The organism is Croceicoccus naphthovorans (genome assembly GCF_001028705.1).
Taxonomy (GTDB): Bacteria; Pseudomonadota; Alphaproteobacteria; order Sphingomonadales; family Sphingomonadaceae; genus Croceicoccus; species Croceicoccus naphthovorans.
Window position 1 is genome coordinate 42046 of sequence record NZ_CP011772.1, and the last position, 15720, is coordinate 57765.

16 protein-coding genes are annotated in these 15720 nt (G+C 61.4%); 10 read left to right on the forward strand and 6 right to left on the reverse strand.

Annotated features, from left to right (window positions below):
* The first annotated feature begins 48 nt into the window (after positions 1-48).
* Complete coding sequence (locus tag AB433_RS18815; protein WP_007016033.1) at positions 49-1038, forward strand: 5'/3'-nucleotidase SurE; 990 nt, start codon at positions 49-51, stop codon at positions 1036-1038.
* Positions 1039-1072: 34 nt separating this feature from the next.
* Here the strand turns inward: AB433_RS18815 and AB433_RS18820 are convergent, their stop codons facing one another.
* The 3 genes from AB433_RS18820 to AB433_RS18830 are packed head-to-tail and all read right to left on the reverse strand — an operon-like array spanning position 1073 to position 6834.
* The gene (locus AB433_RS18820; RefSeq protein WP_039859099.1) at positions 1073-2497 is read right to left on the reverse strand and encodes an efflux transporter outer membrane subunit; all 1425 of its coding nucleotides are present in this window, start codon (positions 2495-2497) and stop codon (positions 1073-1075) included.
* A gap of 2 nt (positions 2498-2499) precedes the next feature.
* A complete protein-coding gene (locus AB433_RS18825; protein ID WP_047824630.1) occupies positions 2500-5685 on the reverse strand; it encodes an efflux RND transporter permease subunit in 3186 nt (1061 codons plus the stop codon).
* A gap of 3 nt (positions 5686-5688) precedes the next feature.
* Complete coding sequence (locus AB433_RS18830) at positions 5689-6834, reverse strand: efflux RND transporter periplasmic adaptor subunit (RefSeq protein WP_007016036.1); 1146 nt, start codon at positions 6832-6834, stop codon at positions 5689-5691.
* Between the two features lie 115 nt (positions 6835-6949).
* Here AB433_RS18830 and AB433_RS18835 point away from each other — a divergent pair, with 115 nt between their 5' ends.
* A complete protein-coding gene (locus tag AB433_RS18835) occupies positions 6950-7534 on the forward strand; it encodes a TetR/AcrR family transcriptional regulator (protein ID WP_047824633.1) in 585 nt (194 codons plus the stop codon).
* Between the two features lie 227 nt (positions 7535-7761).
* On the opposite strand, the gene AB433_RS20730 is transcribed toward AB433_RS18835, so the two are convergent.
* Positions 7762-8001 carry a hypothetical protein gene (locus tag AB433_RS20730; protein WP_156170933.1) on the reverse strand — a complete coding sequence of 80 codons (240 nt, stop codon included), beginning with the start codon at positions 7999-8001 and terminating at the stop codon, positions 7762-7764.
* Here AB433_RS20730 and AB433_RS18840 point away from each other — a divergent pair.
* A complete protein-coding gene (locus AB433_RS18840; RefSeq protein WP_082135091.1) occupies positions 8000-8848 on the forward strand; it encodes a lytic transglycosylase domain-containing protein in 849 nt (282 codons plus the stop codon). The two genes, AB433_RS20730 and AB433_RS18840, sit on opposite strands and share 2 nt — an antisense overlap.
* A gap of 58 nt (positions 8849-8906) precedes the next feature.
* On the opposite strand, the gene AB433_RS18845 is transcribed toward AB433_RS18840, so the two are convergent.
* Together AB433_RS18845 and AB433_RS18850 are read right to left on the reverse strand one after the other, a co-directional pair.
* A complete protein-coding gene (locus tag AB433_RS18845; protein ID WP_007016039.1) occupies positions 8907-9428 on the reverse strand; it encodes a hypothetical protein in 522 nt (173 codons plus the stop codon).
* A gap of 92 nt (positions 9429-9520) precedes the next feature.
* On the reverse strand, positions 9521-9886 hold the full coding sequence (locus tag AB433_RS18850; protein WP_007016040.1) for a hypothetical protein: 366 nt from the start codon (positions 9884-9886) through the stop codon (positions 9521-9523).
* Between the two features lie 342 nt (positions 9887-10228).
* On the opposite strand from AB433_RS18850, the gene AB433_RS18855 reads away from it, so the two are divergent.
* The 7 genes from AB433_RS18855 to AB433_RS18885 all read left to right on the forward strand — a co-directional run bounded on the left by AB433_RS18855 (position 10229) and on the right by AB433_RS18885 (position 15715).
* On the forward strand, positions 10229-10555 hold the full coding sequence (locus AB433_RS18855; protein ID WP_039859106.1) for a hypothetical protein: 327 nt from the start codon (positions 10229-10231) through the stop codon (positions 10553-10555).
* Positions 10556-10630: 75 nt separating this feature from the next.
* Positions 10631-10915 (forward strand): type IV conjugative transfer system protein TraL, encoded by a 285-nt coding sequence (gene traL / locus AB433_RS18860; RefSeq protein ID WP_007016042.1) that lies wholly within the window; start codon positions 10631-10633, stop codon positions 10913-10915.
* Between the two features lies 1 nt (position 10916).
* The gene (locus tag AB433_RS18865) at positions 10917-11489 is read left to right on the forward strand and encodes a type IV conjugative transfer system protein TraE (protein WP_007016043.1); all 573 of its coding nucleotides are present in this window, start codon (positions 10917-10919) and stop codon (positions 11487-11489) included.
* The gene (locus AB433_RS18870) at positions 11486-12295 is read left to right on the forward strand and encodes a type-F conjugative transfer system secretin TraK (RefSeq protein ID WP_007016044.1); all 810 of its coding nucleotides are present in this window, start codon (positions 11486-11488) and stop codon (positions 12293-12295) included. The genes AB433_RS18865 and AB433_RS18870 overlap by 4 nt, the downstream gene beginning before the upstream one ends.
* Positions 12295-13671, forward strand: a complete 1377-nt coding sequence (locus tag AB433_RS18875) for a TraB/VirB10 family protein (RefSeq protein WP_047824635.1) — start codon at positions 12295-12297, stop codon at positions 13669-13671. Before AB433_RS18870 ends, AB433_RS18875 begins: the two co-directional genes overlap by 1 nt.
* Before the next feature lie 8 nt (positions 13672-13679).
* Positions 13680-14543: a DsbC family protein gene (locus AB433_RS18880; RefSeq protein ID WP_007016046.1), complete on the forward strand. Its 864-nt coding sequence runs from the start codon at positions 13680-13682 to the stop codon at positions 14541-14543.
* Entirely contained in the window at positions 14540-15715 is a 1176-nt protein-coding gene (locus AB433_RS18885; RefSeq protein WP_007016047.1) for a hypothetical protein, read from the forward strand. Before AB433_RS18880 ends, AB433_RS18885 begins: the two co-directional genes overlap by 4 nt.
* Positions 15716-15720 lie beyond the last annotated feature (5 nt).

The window sequence follows — 15720 nt, forward strand, 5'->3', positions numbered from 1 at the left end:
GAGGCTGTGGGAAGAGCTATAGCGTCCTATCAATAAGGGAGAAGAGATATGTGGCGGGCCTTCGTTGCCAGTTTGGCGCTGACCGTATTCGCGCAAGGAAGCATGGCGCAGGCGCGCAACATCGTCATCACTAACGATGATGGCCTTTCGAACAATGTCGTGGCGCTTTACAAGGCCCTGAAGGCGGAAGGGCACGATGTTGTGGTGTCGGTGCCATGCACCAACCAGAGCGGTATGGGCACCGCGCTCAAGATCGGCAGGCCGGTCGTGCCATTGGAGGCAGCCTGCCGCGCCGATGCCGCGCAGCCGGGAGACCCCGGAACGGGCGCAATGACGCGCCAAGACCTTGTCGCAGGCGACTTTTTCTATGTAGACGGCACGCCCACCATGGCGATGCTCTATGGTGTCGATGTCGTGGCGGCGAAGCGGTGGGGCAAGGCGCCGGATCTCGTCCTGTCCGGCCCCAACGAGGGGCAGAATGTCGGCGCGATCATTCTGAGTTCGGGCACGGTAAGCGCCGCCCAGGGCGCAGCGGTGCGGGGCATTCCGGCGATCGCGCTCAGCGCCGGTGGGCGTACGGTCGACGACAAGGCCTTCAGCAACCCGGATTCGGCCCGTGTGGCGCAGCTTTCTGCCGAGTTGGTCGGTCGGCTCGACAAGCTGGCGGGAGAGGCTTCGCTCTTGCCCAGCGGCATGGCGCTCAATGTCAACTTTCCGGACAAGCTGGAAGGTGCGAAATGGCGAAGTGCCCGCATCGGAACGTACAATGCCTATGAACTGCGCTTTGTCGACGACATGGCGGCATCGAGTTCACCCGAAATGGTTGCCATGGCCAAGGAGCACGGCATGGAAATCCCGCACCTGCCCGGGCTTTCTGCGCAAAGGGATACCGGAACGCCGACCGCGATGCAGGCTGACGACGAGTCCGTTGTCTACAAGACCGCAATCTCGGTCAGCCCGATGCAAGCCGGATACGAACCTGTTGCGTTTGAGGGCTGGGGGCGCTGGCTGGTGGGGGCGCTTAACTCGGACGAATAGGCCAGCCGGCAACAGGGTTGGCCAACCAAAGAGGTCAATTCAAGCCGCCTCCAATGGCGCGATAAATCTCCACCATATTGGTTGCACGGTTCAACCTTGCCGCAATCAACGATTGTTCAGCACTGTAGACCGTCCTCTGGGAATCGAGCGTCACCAGAAAGCCATCGACACCTGCGCGAAATCGCGCATCGGAGAGCCTGTAGGCGGACCTGGCCGCATCCCGCAGCGAGACTTGTGCTTCGAGCTCGTCCGCCATCGTCGCGCGTCTTGCAAGTGCGTCAGCGACTTCCCTGAAACCGGATTGGACGCTCTTTTCATATGTGGCCACCATGGCGTCGTAGGTGGCACGCGAATAGCGAAGATTGCCCGTGTTCCTGCCAAAATCGAAAATGGTCAGATCGGCAGACGGTGTCACCGTCCAGTAATCGCTACCCGATCCGAACAGGTTTGAAAGGCCAAGGCTCATCGAGCCCAACGCCGCGGTCAGCGAAATTCGCGGAAAGAAGGCGGCGCGAGCCGCGCCGATATTGGCGTTCGCGGCACGAAGGCGGTGTTCGGCAGCGACGATATCCGGGCGGTTCAGCAACAATTCTGACGGGAGTTCGGCCGGGAGTTCATCAAGCGTGACGTCCGTTTCAGGAAAGCCTGATGGAAGATCGCTGGCGGTAAGCGCCGTGCCAGCCAGAAGATCGAGGGCGTTCCTGTCCTGCGCTACACGGGTGGTCGACGCGGCGATATCGGCCCGCGCCTGATCGTAGCTTGTCTGTGCCTGGCGAACTTCAAGCTCGGACGCGATACCCTTGGCAAACCGGGCCCTCGTCAATTCCAGGGTTTGCCCGAACGCCTGTTCAAGGTCATGCGCAATTCGGAGCCGTTCCTGATCCGCCGCCATTGTCAGCCATGCCGTCGCCACTTCGGCGATCAGAGCTGTCTGTGCCGCGTTCCGGTTCTCGACACTGGCGAAAAATTCCTGCTGCGCTGCCGATGACAAGTTGCGGATCCGGCCAAACAGATCGATTTCCCAGGCCGACACGCCTGCCGAAGCCGAATAGGTATCGGTCCGGCCCGACACGGCCCCACCCGTGCTGCCCGCAAACGGCTGATCCTGATAGGCAGCGCTGCCCGTAACTCCAACCGTAGGCAAAAGATCTGCGCGCTGCACTCGATATTGCGCGCGTGCCTGCTCGACATTGGCAAGGGCGATGCGAAGATCACGGTTGTTGTCCAGAGCCATCTGGAGGACGCGCGTCAGACGCGGATCGACGAAAAAGTCATGCCAGGCGGTTTCGGCTGACACGGTCATGACCGTACCGGCCGCACCTTCACCCGGCCCGGCAAGTCCGGCTGCTGCAGTTGTTTCAGGCACAGGCAGTTCGGGGCGTACATATTTGGGCGCCATATTGCACGCAGTCAGTGCAAGTATCAGCGCAGGGGTGGCGAGCAGCTTCGTATTTCGCATGGTCATGCCTCCCGCGGCATATCGGGTTCATCGCCGTCACGCCCTGCGATGAGATGTTCCTGATGCTGGCGGAACACGCGCTTCACCACCGTAAAGAACAAGGGAACGAAAAAGATCGCCAGCACCGTTGCCGAAACCATGCCGCCCACCACGGCCCAGCCGATTGCATTCTGGCCGCCCGCACCCGCACCGGTTGATAGCGCCAGCGGCAGCACGCCGAAAGTGAAGGCAAGACTGGTCATGAGGATCGGACGGAGGCGCAGTTTGCCCGCTTCGAGGGCAGCCTGAACCGGAGATAGCCCCTGACGCATCTTTTCTTCCGCGAACTCGACGATCAGGATCGCGTTCTTGGCCGATACGCCTATGGTGGTAATGATGCCGACCTGAAGATAGATGTCGTTGTTCAGACCTGCCAGGGTTGCTGCAACCACCGCCCCGAGTACGCCGAGAGGGACAACGAGCATCACTGCCACTGGCACGGACCAGCTTTCATACAGCGCGGCGAGACACAGGAACACGATCAGCATGGACAGAGCATAGACCGCCGGAGCCTGACCACCCGAAGTTCTTTCCTCGTATGAAATACCACTCCATTCGATACCCACTCCGTCGGGCAATTGCGTGGCAAGTTCCTCGACGGCTTCCATCGCCTCGCCGGTCGACACGCCAGGTGCTGGCGCGCCCACGATCTGAATGGACGATACGCCGTTGAAGCGTTCCAGTTTCGCCGGACCTTGTGCCCACTCCGTTGTCGCGAACGCCGAAATTGGCGCCATCGTACCGCTGTTACCGCGTACATGAAACGCGCCAATGGATTCAGGGCTTGTGCGGAATTGTGCGTCGGCCTGTACGAACACCTTTTTTACGCGGTCACGATCGATAAAATCGTTGACGTAAGTGCCCCCCATTGCGGTGCTGATAGTGGCATTGATGTCTGATTGGGCGACTCCGAAAGATCCGGCTGCAGCCTGATCGACATCCAGCTTGAGTTGCGGCGTATCATCAAGGCCGTTGGGCCGCACTTGCGAGAGTCGGGGGTCCGTGGACGCCAAGCCGAGGAACTGATTGCGTGCCTCGGTCATTTTCCGGTGGCCGAGGCCCGCACGGTCAACAAGCTGCACTTCGAAGCCTGAGGCATTGCCCAGTTCCCGGACAGCGGGTGGGGCAAAGGCGATTATCATGCCGGACGTTATCTTCTGGAATGCCATGTTGGCGCGTTGGGCAACAGCGGCAACCCCGTTTTCGCTTCCTTCGCGTTCCGACCAGTCGCGCATGTCAACGAAAATCATGCCGACATTCTGGCCCTGCCCCGCAAATCCGAAGCCGGCGAGCGTGAATACATTGGCGACATTGTCGCCTTCCTCGGTGATGTAGTGCGCGCGCGCGCGGGCGAGAGTACGCTCCGTCTCTTCAATGGTGGAACCGGCGGGCAAATAGACCTGATTGATGATCGTTCCCTGATCCTCGTCAGGCAGGAAACCACTGGGGAGCCTAAGGAAGATTACCGCCATTCCGACGACGACCAGCGCGTAGATCGCCATTGATTGGCCCCATCGCCGCTCGACCTTTCCCAGAGCACCGCCATAGTGGCTTACACCGCGATCGAAGGTAGTGTTGAACCAGTTGAAAAACCTGTCGGACAATCCGGCAAGTCCGGTCCTGCTGCGTTCCGGGTTATGCCCGTTGGTGGACGGCTTGAGGATGCTGGCGCACAAAGCGGGGGTCAGGATAAGCGCTACCAGAACCGAAAGCGCCATGGCAGAGGCAATGGTGATGGAAAACTGCCGGAAAATTACCCCCGTGGAACCACCGAAAAACGCCATCGGTATGAACACCGCAGACAGGACAAGCCCGACACCAACCAGGGCTCCGCTGATTTCGTCCATGGACCGTCGCGCGGCCTCCTTGGGACTCAGTTGCTCGGTGTGAATGAGCCTTTCCACGTTCTCGACAACAACGATGGCGTCATCGACCAGCAGGCCAATTGCCAGCACCATGCCGAACAGGGTGAGCGTATTGATCGTAAAGCCAGCCAGCGCCAGAATCGCGATTGACCCCAGAAGAACGACGGGTATGGCAATTGTAGGGATCAGGGTCGCCCGCCAGTTCTGAAGGAACAGGAACATGACGAGGAAGACCAGGACAACGGCCTCGATCAGCGTGTAGATGACTTGCTCGACCGACAATTCGACAAATGTCGAGTTATCGACCGGGAATTCGTATTTCACCCAGGCAGGAAAATCATCCGACAATGTATCCAGTTCGGCCTTGATTGCCTCGACCGTATTGAGCGCATTGGCGCCAGGAGCCAGATTTATGCCGACAGCCGCAGCCGGATGACCATTGAACTTTCCCCTGAAACCATACGTTTCGATGCCCAGTTCGACTCGCGCAACGTCAGCCAGGCGGACGACCGAACCGTCGCTATTGTTGCGCAGCATGATCTCGCGGAACTCATCGACCGTCTGCAATCGTGACTGGGCCGTGATCGTGGCATTCAGCACCTGCCCTCCGGGCGAGGGCGCGCCTCCGACCTGACCGGCGGACACCTGTGCGTTTTGCGCCCTGATCGCACTCAGAATATCCGCTGTCGTGATGCTCAGGTTTGCCATCTTGTATGGATCGAGCCAGATGCGCATCGCATATTGTGCGCCAAGAAGCTGCGTATCGCCCACGCCGGTCAGCCGGCTGAGGCGGTCCTGCAATGTTGATGCGATAAAGTCGCCCGCGTCATTCTGATCGTGAATACCATCATCGGCATAGACAGCCATGATCATCAGAAACGTCGAACTGGACTTGGTTACACGCAACCCCAGTTGCTGAACTTCCTGCGGTAACATGGGTGTTGCCTGCGCCAGCTTGTTCTGGACCTGCACTTGCGCGATGTCCGGGTCGGCACCTTGCTCGAAAGTCAAGGTGACAGTCAGATTTCCGGCCCCGTCGCTGGACGAGGTGAAATAGCGCAGATTGTCTATGCCCTTGAGCTGCTGCTCGATCACTTTCGTGGTTGTGTTTTCCAGTGTTTCCGCGTCAGCGCCCGGATAGCTGCCCATGATCTGCACGGTCGGGGGCGCGATCGACGGGAACTGGGCCACAGCAAGGGAACGCAAGGCAATTGCGCCCGCAAGCATCAACACGATGGCAAGGACCCATGCAAAGATGGGTCTGTCAATGAAGAAACGCGACATTTGCTACTTCGTCCCGCTTGCGCTGGCGGTCACTTGCTGCGGTTTTTCAGGCTTTACTACCGTGCCTGGGCGCAGGTTCATCAGACCCTCGACGATAAGCCGGTCGCCAGGCTTGAGCCCGTCCGTCACAATCCACTTATCGCCGACCGCGCGATCCGTCTTGACTTGACGAACCTCAACCTTGTTGTCCTTGCCAATCACCATGGCGGTGGCGCGGCCGCGCACATCCCGGGAGATGCCTTGCTGGGGGGCTAGTATGATATTGATGCGCTCACCTTCGACAACCCGTGCACGCACATACATGCCGGGAAGCAGCAGGCCGTCGGGATTGGGAAAGGTGGCGCGCAACACAACTGCGCCGGAGTCCGGGTCGACAGTGACATCGGAAAACTGAAGCCGCCCCTCAAGGGGATAGACCGAGCCATTTGGAAGAGTCAGCTTTATGCGTGCGCCATCACTTTCGTTCAGTTCGCCGGCAGCCAGGGACTGCCTGAGGTCGATGAGCTGCGCGGCGGACTGGGTCACATCGACATAGACCGAATCGGTTCGCTGGATTGTCGCCAGAGGGCTTGCTTGCGCCGCCGAGACAAGCGCGCCGGGCGTGATCAGCGAGCGACCGATTCTCCCCGAAATCGGAGCGCGAATGCGTGTGAAATTCTGGTTGACCTGCGCGACACGCAGCGCACCTTGCTGCGCTGCGACGTTGGCGCGGGCCTGCGCCGCAGCTGCTGCCGCATCGTCAAATTCCTGCTTGCTGACGGCATTGATCGCAACAAGGTCTTTGTAGCGGCTCGCTTGTGAAGCGGTTGAGTTGATCGTTGCCCTGGCGACAGCAAGGGCACCCTGAGCCTGCGCAACGGCCGCGCGATAAGGTGCGTCCTCGATTTCATACAAGACCTGTCCCGCCCTGACGAAGCTGCCTTCTTCAAACAACCTGCGGCGAATGACACCGGAAATCTGCGGTCGAACATCGGCCGTTTCCCGAGCGGCAATCCGTCCCGGCAGTTCGTTTGCCAGTTCTGTCGATCCTGTCGCGAGCGTGACGATTCCCACAGTTGGAGGAGGCGGCTCGAACTGTTCCTGCCCACAGGCCGCAAGCGAGAGTGTCAGGATACAGGCGAGAATTACGCCTTGTATGCCATTTTGCATGGTGCATTTTCCGTTGTAAACACGTACTGGCGAGTAAATGAACGCTCATTCACTCGCCAGTCGAGTAGGTTTCGAAAACTAGGATTGCAAGGTGAAATAGACGGGGAGTGGTGAAATGTCCGCGATCGAACACAAGCTGCCCAGTAAGGATCGCATCCTGCTTGCGGCGCGTAAGCTCTTTGGCGAAAACGGTTTTCATCGGACATCAATGTCCGAACTGGCGGCAGGGGCGGACATGTCGGTCGGTCTGATCTACCGCTCGTTCAAGAGCAAGGAAGAGATAATCGAGGCGATTGTTTGCGCCGATTTCGATCGCAAACTCGCTGAGTTCGAAAGCCTTCGGCAGAGGTTGGTCGATGGAGAGCTAACGGTCAGGCAAACTTTCGAAGAGCTCTTCCAAAAAACCATCGAGGAGAATCGAGAGGCCTTGGCATTCGACATCCTTGCGGAAGGCTTTAGAAACGGGCGAGTCGGAAGAACCATTGACGAATCGTGTCAGCGGTTGCGCGATTATTTGCGCCAATTCATACGAACTGCGAATGGCGGATTGAACAACGAAGAACTTGAGGGTGCGACTGAGTTGGCGTTGTGCTGTCTGTTTGGTCTCGGGCATCGCAACATATCAAAGCCTCGGCTTGGCGCTGTTCAAACCGCTCGTCAGAGTGCCAGAATGGTTACAGCCGCGCTGGAAGGCCTCTGAAAAAGAGGCTACACGCAGTCAGGACTACCAGGAACTGGCCTGCGTCCTGATGGATCAACCCAGACCGGGCCGGAAAGATGCCTAGTAGCGGCGCTTCATATCGTACTGAGCCGCGCCTAGTTGATCCGGGAGATAGAGCGACGCATGGGACGGGACGGGCCTGGCGCGCAATACGATCCGCAAGTACTTGCGCAACGGCACGGTGGAACGCGCTCGTGCCCGCATTATCACATGGCATCGTTATAGCACCAACGTCTCCCGTCCAGGTCAAGACGCGGCTCATCAACATTGCGCTTCAAATGCATAAAGTGGGCCCGGGACAGCGTTCCCGATGCAACGGATGAAGGCGGTTCTGAATGACCACCAACGGCAATCGGGTGCGGCGCAGTATTGACGCCCACGCGCTCATCTGCTTGGTCTTTCGCGCGCAACCTGCCGACCCGCACGCACCAAACGGTGCGCGACATGAATTTCCTTGGCTTCCCAACTACCTTGTTCGTCCTTGCGTGTGCCGCTCCCACCAGTGCGCGCGAAGTCGATCTGCTGCAATTCGCGAATGCCAACGCAGTTGAGCCCGAGTCCAAATCTACCTTCGACACGCGCAGAGGCGGCGTGGCTGTTTCTACCTCCTTGCTCGACCACTTTGCAGAAGAATTGGAGGAACAAACGCAAGCAGCCGTTTTGCAGATTAGTCCTGTCGGCGGATTAATTCGATCGCGCGTCGATGATTTGAACCTGCCGCGGCAACGGTCGGCAACGGCAGGCTTGGCCTGTGACGGTGCATCGTACACTCCAACATGGTGGCTCTCGCTCACAGCTGAGACGCGCAGATCACTGTACTTCGACACCGTCGCCCGGATCGCATGCGAACATGGTCTTCCCACTCGCCTGCTTGATGCCGTGATTGCCCAGGAGTCAGGCTACAATTCGCGCGCGATCAGTTCTGCTGGCGCCATGGGCATGATGCAGATCATGCCCGGCACCGCTCGCTCGCTTGGCCTCTCTCGTCCATTCGATCCGATCGCCAACATGCGCGCCGGTGCTCGCTACCTGCGCCAGCAACTCGACCGCTTCGGCCGCGTCGATCTCGCGCTCGCCGCGTACAACGCCGGACCCGAGCGCCGCTCATTGCGGCGCGGCACAATCCCTCGCATCCCGGAAACCATCAACTACGTGCGCACGATCACCACCAACTGGGCACGCCTCGCCGAACTTAGCCAGGGACAATCCCCATCTGTCGATCGCGCGCGGGCAGCGATGGTGGCCGTCAATTCATCGCCCTATCGCAGCGTCGAGCTGGTCAGCTACGATTGAGGTGCTGGGCCGTCCCAACTGACGCGGTGTCAGCCCGAGACCTGTCGAGCCGACCAATTCATTCGAACAGTCTGTCATCGACCTCAAGCACCCGTTCCTGGTGCTTCAGCAGCATCTCGTAAGTCCGTCCCAGAGCCTCATGGATGAGCTGCGGACGGATCGATACATGCAGTTCGCCGCGGCGACACGAGAGTACTTCGCTGCAAAACCCCTTCATCGCTTCGCAGACGACCGAGATCGACGGGTCGTCATAGGCCGTTTGGTTGTGCAGGAAGACAACGCAGAACTTTGCTCGGACAGGATCGAGCTCGAGCGCATCAAACAGCCGGTCACGCAGTTCGTCGGACAGTGCGGCACCATTTCGCAGAACCTTATGGAGACGCGAGCGTCCCGCACCAATCCGGTCTGCAAGATGGCCCAGCGGCAGTGCCTGTTTCGCGGCCTGCTCAATAATGAGAAGCTTGTAGCGGTCCTGCTCAGTAAGCGGTTTTTTGGTTGGTCCGAACGAAAATGCGGAAGGCTCATCTGCCGATGGGCGCGGCATGAATACCGTATCAGGCGTCAAGGAACGATGCGGCATCGAACGACCCTCCCGAACCAATCGCTCTATGGGATGCCATAAGATGTCAAGTGGGTAGAACCCAGTATCTTTGCGAATAATTCGCAGAAAAATCAAAGGAGTTTATTTGTCCGGACCAGCCAGACTACGAAGGCAATCACGACCCGGTCGTGCATAACCCGGCCACAAGTCTCGGCGATCCTGTGGCGGACTGCATCGTAATCTTCGATCCAGTCGGGTTTGACTTCGAGCCAGATCGAGATGGAGCCTTCAAGCGGAAGGCCTGAGATGAACTTCTCAACCTCCTCGCGCGCAATTTCAAGGCCTTTCGCGCGTGCGCAGGCATGCTGTACGGTCGAGCGCAGGCTCTGGAAACGGCCGGTCGACTTGGAAAATTCGCACATGGCATCGGCCAGAAGCGCGAAGCATTCCTGGCTCACGGTTATGCGGATGTTGCGCGTTCCGCCTGCCACCAACATCAACTCCAAGCGCGATCCTGCGCCCATGAGTATGATCGAGAACCGTTAATATCCCGAGTCGCCGCACTTCGGCTGCGATTCGCATTGCCCGAGTTCCAATATGGCACTCGTGATTTCCTTTTCGGAAATTGTAAATTGTCTGCGCGGAACTCTCGGTTTGCCGATCCGGCATCTGCCGTTTCCAATACGGAAATTGCGACCCCCTTCGCATTCCCGATTCTGCAATCCATGTCCCGCGAAGTCGGTTGCCGGTCGTCCTGCCGATTGCCCGGCGAGCCCGATCGCTGTCCTTTTGACCTGGCCCCGCGAACAACGCGGCTGAAGCAGCGAAAGGACGAAGCGATGCAATTGACGATCAAGGGGATGGGCAAAGTGAAGGGCCAGGCACTCGCGCAAGGCGTGGCGGCATTCGCCATCGCGGGTCTGGTGGGCAGCAGCGCGGCCTTTGCCGGCGCGGACGGGACGTTCAACACCGCACTCACGGCATTCACCGGCTTCCTCGAAGGCTCGGGCGGCAAGATCATCACCGTGCTTTCGCTTGCCGGCGGCATTGTCGGGCTCGCCTCGGGCCGTTTCAGCCTCGGTCAGGTCGCGATCCCCGTCGGCGTCGGGGTCGGCGCTGGCACGGGCGTGCCGATCGTCACCGCCGCGGTCACCGCGACGATCTGATCCATTCACAGCTTCCGGCTCAAGGGGTTCACGCATGGCCCCCGCGCCGGAACAGCCAAGAGGGTGGCGGCGGCAATGAACCGGTACACGGTCCCAGCACATCTCGATGACCCGGAGCTGATCGGCTTCTGGACGCTCGACGAGTTCATCGCGATGATCGTGCCCTTCGCCTGGGGCGTCCTGTCTCAACATATTCTGATTGGGCTCTTTGCAAGCGTGCTGGCCTGGTGGGGATTGCGCAAGTTGAAGGCAGGCCGCGCGGTCTCGTGGATCATCCACACCGCCTACTGGTACCTGCCGGGCTCCTTCATGGGCCTCAAGGCGACGCCACCCTCGCACCTTCGCGTGATGGCAGGCTGAGATGGACCTCTCGATCTCGCATGGCCAGGCGCAGCGCTTGCTTCGCCAGCGCAATCTCCTAGCGATCGGCTGCGCGCTGCTGTTCGGGGTCTGCGTGCTGCTAACGCTGACCGCAGCAAGCCGCGACCGCGAAGTGGTGCTCCAGCCAGTGCTCGCAAAGCCGCTGACGCTTTCCTCAAGCCATGTCGACAAGGACTATCTCGAGCTGGTCACGCGCGATGCCGCGCTGCTCACGCTCAATCGCTCGCCTTCGAACCTGCAGTACTGGATGGAATCGATCCTCGAGATCACCGATCCCAGAACCCACGGCCGGATGAAGGCCGAACTGATGAAGATCATGAGCGAGCAGAACGGCTCGAACGTCTCTCAGTACTTCACGATTGAAAAACTCACTGTCGATCCCGAGGAGCTGACCAGCGAGGTCAATGGCATACTCCACACCGTGGTTGGTTCGAAGGAAGTGACCGCCGAGGCGCGCACCTTTCGCTACGTCTGGTCCTATTCTGGTGTGAGCCTCAAGCTCGCCGGGTTCGGACAGGTGACCGACAAGGACAAGAGCGGAGGCGAGGCATGATCGCGCCGCTCTCCTTCAATCTCGCCTGGTGCCTAGTTGGTGTCGGCAGCGCACTTGCCGGAAGGCCGCTCGCCTTCGCCGGCCGCCCGATCGGGGCAATGCTCATCGCGATCGGGCTTGCAAGCCTCGCAAGCCCGGCGCTGGCCGACCAGAACGTGCTCACCGCCGACAATGGCACGGTGCAATGTGTCGCGTCGGCCAAGGATCTGACTCGTATCAGCCTTGCCGGCGACCAGTTCGCCTCGGTTTCCAAGATATCGACCGGCAATCCGGCCGAAGACTTCAAGATCGTCAACGAGCCGGTGCGCGGCGACATCTACATATCCGTGCCAGACGGGTTTCCGCGCGCGGCGATCTCGTTCTTTGGCACGACCCGCAAGGGCTATGTCTACAAGTTCGTCTGCCAGGTGCGAGGGCAGGACGCCGAGCAGGTCTTCGTTGCCAACGAGGCGATCGCTCAAGACAGCGCGCGCGACTGGGAACTGCGCACATCGCCCGAGGACGCCGCCGTTCGGCTTGCCCAGGCGATGTACCGCGGCGAACCCATCGATGGCTACGACATGCGCGCTTCGGTGCTTGAGCCGGTGCGGCTTGGCCCGCTCGAAGTCCAGCAGGTCGGCGAATGGCGCGGCGCGGAACTGAAGGGCCTGGTGCTCAAGGTGCGCAATGCCGGACGCACGGCGCAGAACCTCGATGAGACCATGCTCGCCGCGCGCGGCAGCCTTGCCTTCATGACCCCCGTGAGCGCCATCGGCCCCGGCGAGGAAACCGCCGTCTACCTCATCCAGTCGAACGGAGCCCGCTGATGGACCTGCGTCGCCTCTTTCAAAAAAGACCAAAGGCTCTCGATCATGCCGATGACGGGTTCGGCGAAGATGACGACGATACCGCACCGCTCGGCGATGCCATGGCGGCCAACGATGCCGCGCGGCGCAAGCAGATGCTGCTGCTTGGCGGAGCAGGGGCGGGAGCGCTCATTATCGGCTCGCTCTACATCTTCGACGACGGTCCCGGCAAAGGCGAGGGCGAGCTTGCCGAAGCGGTCGAGGGCGTCTCGGTCGACGAGATGGTCAACAAGAACATGGCCGAGAAGGAATGGCGCGCCCAGTCCGAAGCGCAGATGATGTCGATGGACACCAACATGCGCGCGCTGGCCGCCCAGGCCGAACGCGCCGACCAGCTCGAAGCCCAGCTCGCGCGTGAACAGGGCGGCAGCGTTTCGCCAGAAACCGAGCGCGTGCTGTCCGCCTACCAGGCGGAGAACGAACAACTGCGGGCAGCGCTCGCCGCCGCGCGCCAGTCACCGGTCGGCGGCAATGCCGGACCCACTTCGCTCTACGGGCGCACCAGCCCGCCAGGCTACCAGGTGGCGGGGAGCCCGCGCGGCAATGCCGGTAGCGCCACCCCCGCAGGACAAGCAGCCGCCGCTGCGGCGGGCCTGCAGGGGCGGAGCAGCGAGGTCGCGCTGGTCTCGTTCGGCGAGGGCGCGGTGAGCAGTAATGGCTCGCCCGTGCCGAAAGGCAATACGGTCTACACCGACAGCGCCAATTACCTGCCGCCCAATTCGATTGCTCTGGCGCGCGTCATCGTCGGGGTCGACGCCAATGCCGGCGTCCAGAGCCAGACCGATCCGCTGCCCGTGGTGCTGCGCATCACCGGGCCTGCACGCTCGGTCTACGACAATGGGCGTCTGCTCACGACCAATATTTCCGGATGCCTGGTAAACGGGGCGGCGCGCGGAGACCTTTCTTCGGAAAAGGTCTACGTCAAGCTCCAGCGCATGACCTGCCCGCAGCCCAACGGGCGCTACGCGGTCTCCGAAGTAAAGGGGTTCATAGCCTTTGGCGGCAAGACCGGGGTCAGGGGCCGGGTGGTCAGCCGCGAGGGCGCACTGGTCGGCCAGGCGTTCCTTGCCGGGCTTGCCGGAGGGTTCGGCCGCGGGTTCTCGGCAAACACCAGTTCGATCCTTACCGGCACCAATGTCACCGTCGATGGCAAGCGCCAGCGGCTCGGCACCGGCGAGATTCTCGAGGGAGGCCTCGGCGAGGGCGTCGCGACCTCGGCCGACATGGTCTCCAAATATCTGATCGAGCGGGCCGAACAGTACCAGCCCGTGATCGAGATGCCGACCGGCATCGATGTCGAAATCGTCTTCCTCGAAGGCGTGTTCATCAACGGATGAGGAGGAAGATGATGCAGTTCAAACGCCTTGGCTGGGCCCTGTCGGCCATCGCGCTCGGAAGCGGCGCCTCGCTGGTCTGGGCCAATGCCGGTGAGGGCAAGCGCGCGCAGCCTTCCAACGTCGATACGGCGGTTGCCCAGCTGCTCAAGACGCGCCTGCCACGCACGCAGGTCTCGAAGATCGATTGCCAGGTGGTCGAGGGAATCTGCGAAGTGACTGCGGGCTCGCAGCTCTTCTATGTCGACAGGAGTGCGCGCTACCTCCTGATCGGGCGGGTCTATGACATGGAAACGCGCCAGGACCTCACCGCCGTGCGCCTGCTCGAAGTCAATCCCGACCTGCTGGTTGGCGGCGCGGCAGGACGCCGGCGCGAAGCCGAGGACGTCGAAGCGCCCCGGCGCGGGATCAGCACGGCCGCCACAGCCAGAACGGCTGCGACCGGCAACCCCCGGACGATGTCGCTTGCCGCACTGCCCGAGGCCGGCGGCATCGTCTGGGGCAACCCTTCGGGCAAGACAGTGACTGTCTTCAGCGATTTTCGCTGCGGCTATTGCCGCGCGCTCGCGAGTGAACTCGAAGCGATGAATGTGCGGGTGATCGAGCGGCCGATTTCGCTGCTTGGCAGCCGCGATCTGGCCAACCAGGTGTTCTGCGCGCGCGACCGGCGCAAGGCGATCAAGGCAGCCTATGCCGGGGCACCGATCATCGGCAGTAGCCCCTGCGACACCTCGCCGCTCGATGCCAACGAGCGCTTCGCGCGCGAGCAGGGGATTGCCGGAACGCCGGTGATCGTGCGCTCTGACGGCGCGGTAATCGAAGGCTTCCGTCCGCGCGCCGTCCTCGAGACCTGGCTCAAGGGAGCCTCTTCGTGACCCTGCTTGCCAGACCCGAACTGGCGAGCCTGCGTCGTGCGGTCGGGCGTCGCTCGAGAGGGCAGGTGCGGATACCCGCCGGCGATCTCGGTCGCGAGCTGGCTATCGCCCTGTGGCGCGATGTCGCAACCGCGTTCTCGCCGGGTAAGGGCAGGGTGCTGACCGACCAGGAATGCGCTCATCTGCGTCAACGTGCCTGGCGATTTTCGCATGGATATGTCGCCCTGTCCGATAGCCCGCTCACGCTCGACCAGGGCCTGGCCCTCTGGGCGCTTGCATGTCAGCTCGGTGAGCTTGCGACTGGCGAACCGCGCTCGCGGTTTCTCCGCGCGGCGGGCGTTGCCGCCTTCGGGCTTGCCGCGACCCAGCTCGCCGCCTGCACAACCTTTCTGGGCAGCAACGTCAAAGGCAGTTTTTCGTGCAGCGCGCCGGGCGGCACCTGCGCGCCATCGACAGTGATCGACGACCAGGCATTGAGCCTGATCCAGAACGCGCGGCCCATGGTGCCCGAAACCCGGTTTCCCGCAGGACCGACCTTCGAGGGGCAACCCCGGCGTTCCAGCACCAGGACCTCCGCCAGCGGGCAGGAAGGCCGGGGCAGACTCGCCGCCGTGCGCCCTGACCTGGTCCATCGCGAGCGCAGGGTGCTCAAGGTCGTGTTTCCTTCCTATGTCGATGGTGCGGGCAATTTCCATGAACCGCGTGTCGTCCACACGGTCGCCGACGAAGGCGGGTGGATGCAGCTTTCCGCTGTCGCGCCGACCCCGGTACTGGCAACATCAGGCACCGGCCCTTCGATCCCCGAAGCGTCCGCCGCAATGCCCGCCGGGTCTGTTGAGCCGACCCTGGCGGCTAGCGGGCTTGCACCCGCCGGACCTCCAGACCCCCGTGTTGTTGCCGCTGCCCGGGCAAGAGGCACCGCCGCGCGCACCGCCAACCCGATCGATGCGATCAAGGCCGAAGTCGATGCGCGCCTTGGCCAGAGTGCCAAAGCGCCCGGTGGACTTATGGCATCACCTGGACTCGCCGCATCGCCTGCAGATGTGCAGCCCGCAGAGGGCACTGCGGAGCAAGCAGCCTCGCGTCCTAAAGGGGCATCGCAGCCTCCTGCGACCGGCGAGGCCACATCGATCAACCCGCCCGCATCCTTTCCCGCCGTCGAGGAGGATTGATAGCC

Bases quoted from the DNA above. Each gene is read 5' to 3' on its own strand.
- AB433_RS18815 (WP_007016033.1), top strand. From the start codon at position 49: ATGTGGCGGGCCTTCGTTGCCAGTTTGGCGCTGACCGTATTCGCGCAA.
- AB433_RS18820 (WP_039859099.1), bottom strand. From the start codon at position 2,497: ATGCGAAATACGAAGCTGCTCGCCACCCCTGCGCTGATACTTGCACTG.
- AB433_RS18825 (WP_047824630.1), bottom strand. From the start codon at position 5,685: ATGTCGCGTTTCTTCATTGACAGACCCATCTTTGCATGGGTCCTTGCC.
- AB433_RS18830 (WP_007016036.1), bottom strand. From the start codon at position 6,834: ATGCAAAATGGCATACAAGGCGTAATTCTCGCCTGTATCCTGACACTC.
- AB433_RS18835 (WP_047824633.1), top strand. From the start codon at position 6,950: ATGTCCGCGATCGAACACAAGCTGCCCAGTAAGGATCGCATCCTGCTT.
- AB433_RS18840 (WP_082135091.1), top strand. From the start codon at position 8,000: ATGAATTTCCTTGGCTTCCCAACTACCTTGTTCGTCCTTGCGTGTGCC.
- AB433_RS20730 (WP_156170933.1), bottom strand. From the start codon at position 8,001: ATGTCGCGCACCGTTTGGTGCGTGCGGGTCGGCAGGTTGCGCGCGAAA.
- AB433_RS18845 (WP_007016039.1), bottom strand. From the start codon at position 9,428: ATGCCGCATCGTTCCTTGACGCCTGATACGGTATTCATGCCGCGCCCA.
- AB433_RS18850 (WP_007016040.1), bottom strand. From the start codon at position 9,886: ATGTTGGTGGCAGGCGGAACGCGCAACATCCGCATAACCGTGAGCCAG.
- AB433_RS18855 (WP_039859106.1), top strand. From the start codon at position 10,229: ATGCAATTGACGATCAAGGGGATGGGCAAAGTGAAGGGCCAGGCACTC.
- traL (WP_007016042.1), top strand. From the start codon at position 10,631: ATGAACCGGTACACGGTCCCAGCACATCTCGATGACCCGGAGCTGATC.
- AB433_RS18865 (WP_007016043.1), top strand. From the start codon at position 10,917: ATGGACCTCTCGATCTCGCATGGCCAGGCGCAGCGCTTGCTTCGCCAG.
- AB433_RS18870 (WP_007016044.1), top strand. From the start codon at position 11,486: ATGATCGCGCCGCTCTCCTTCAATCTCGCCTGGTGCCTAGTTGGTGTC.
- AB433_RS18875 (WP_047824635.1), top strand. From the start codon at position 12,295: ATGGACCTGCGTCGCCTCTTTCAAAAAAGACCAAAGGCTCTCGATCAT.
- AB433_RS18880 (WP_007016046.1), top strand. From the start codon at position 13,680: ATGATGCAGTTCAAACGCCTTGGCTGGGCCCTGTCGGCCATCGCGCTC.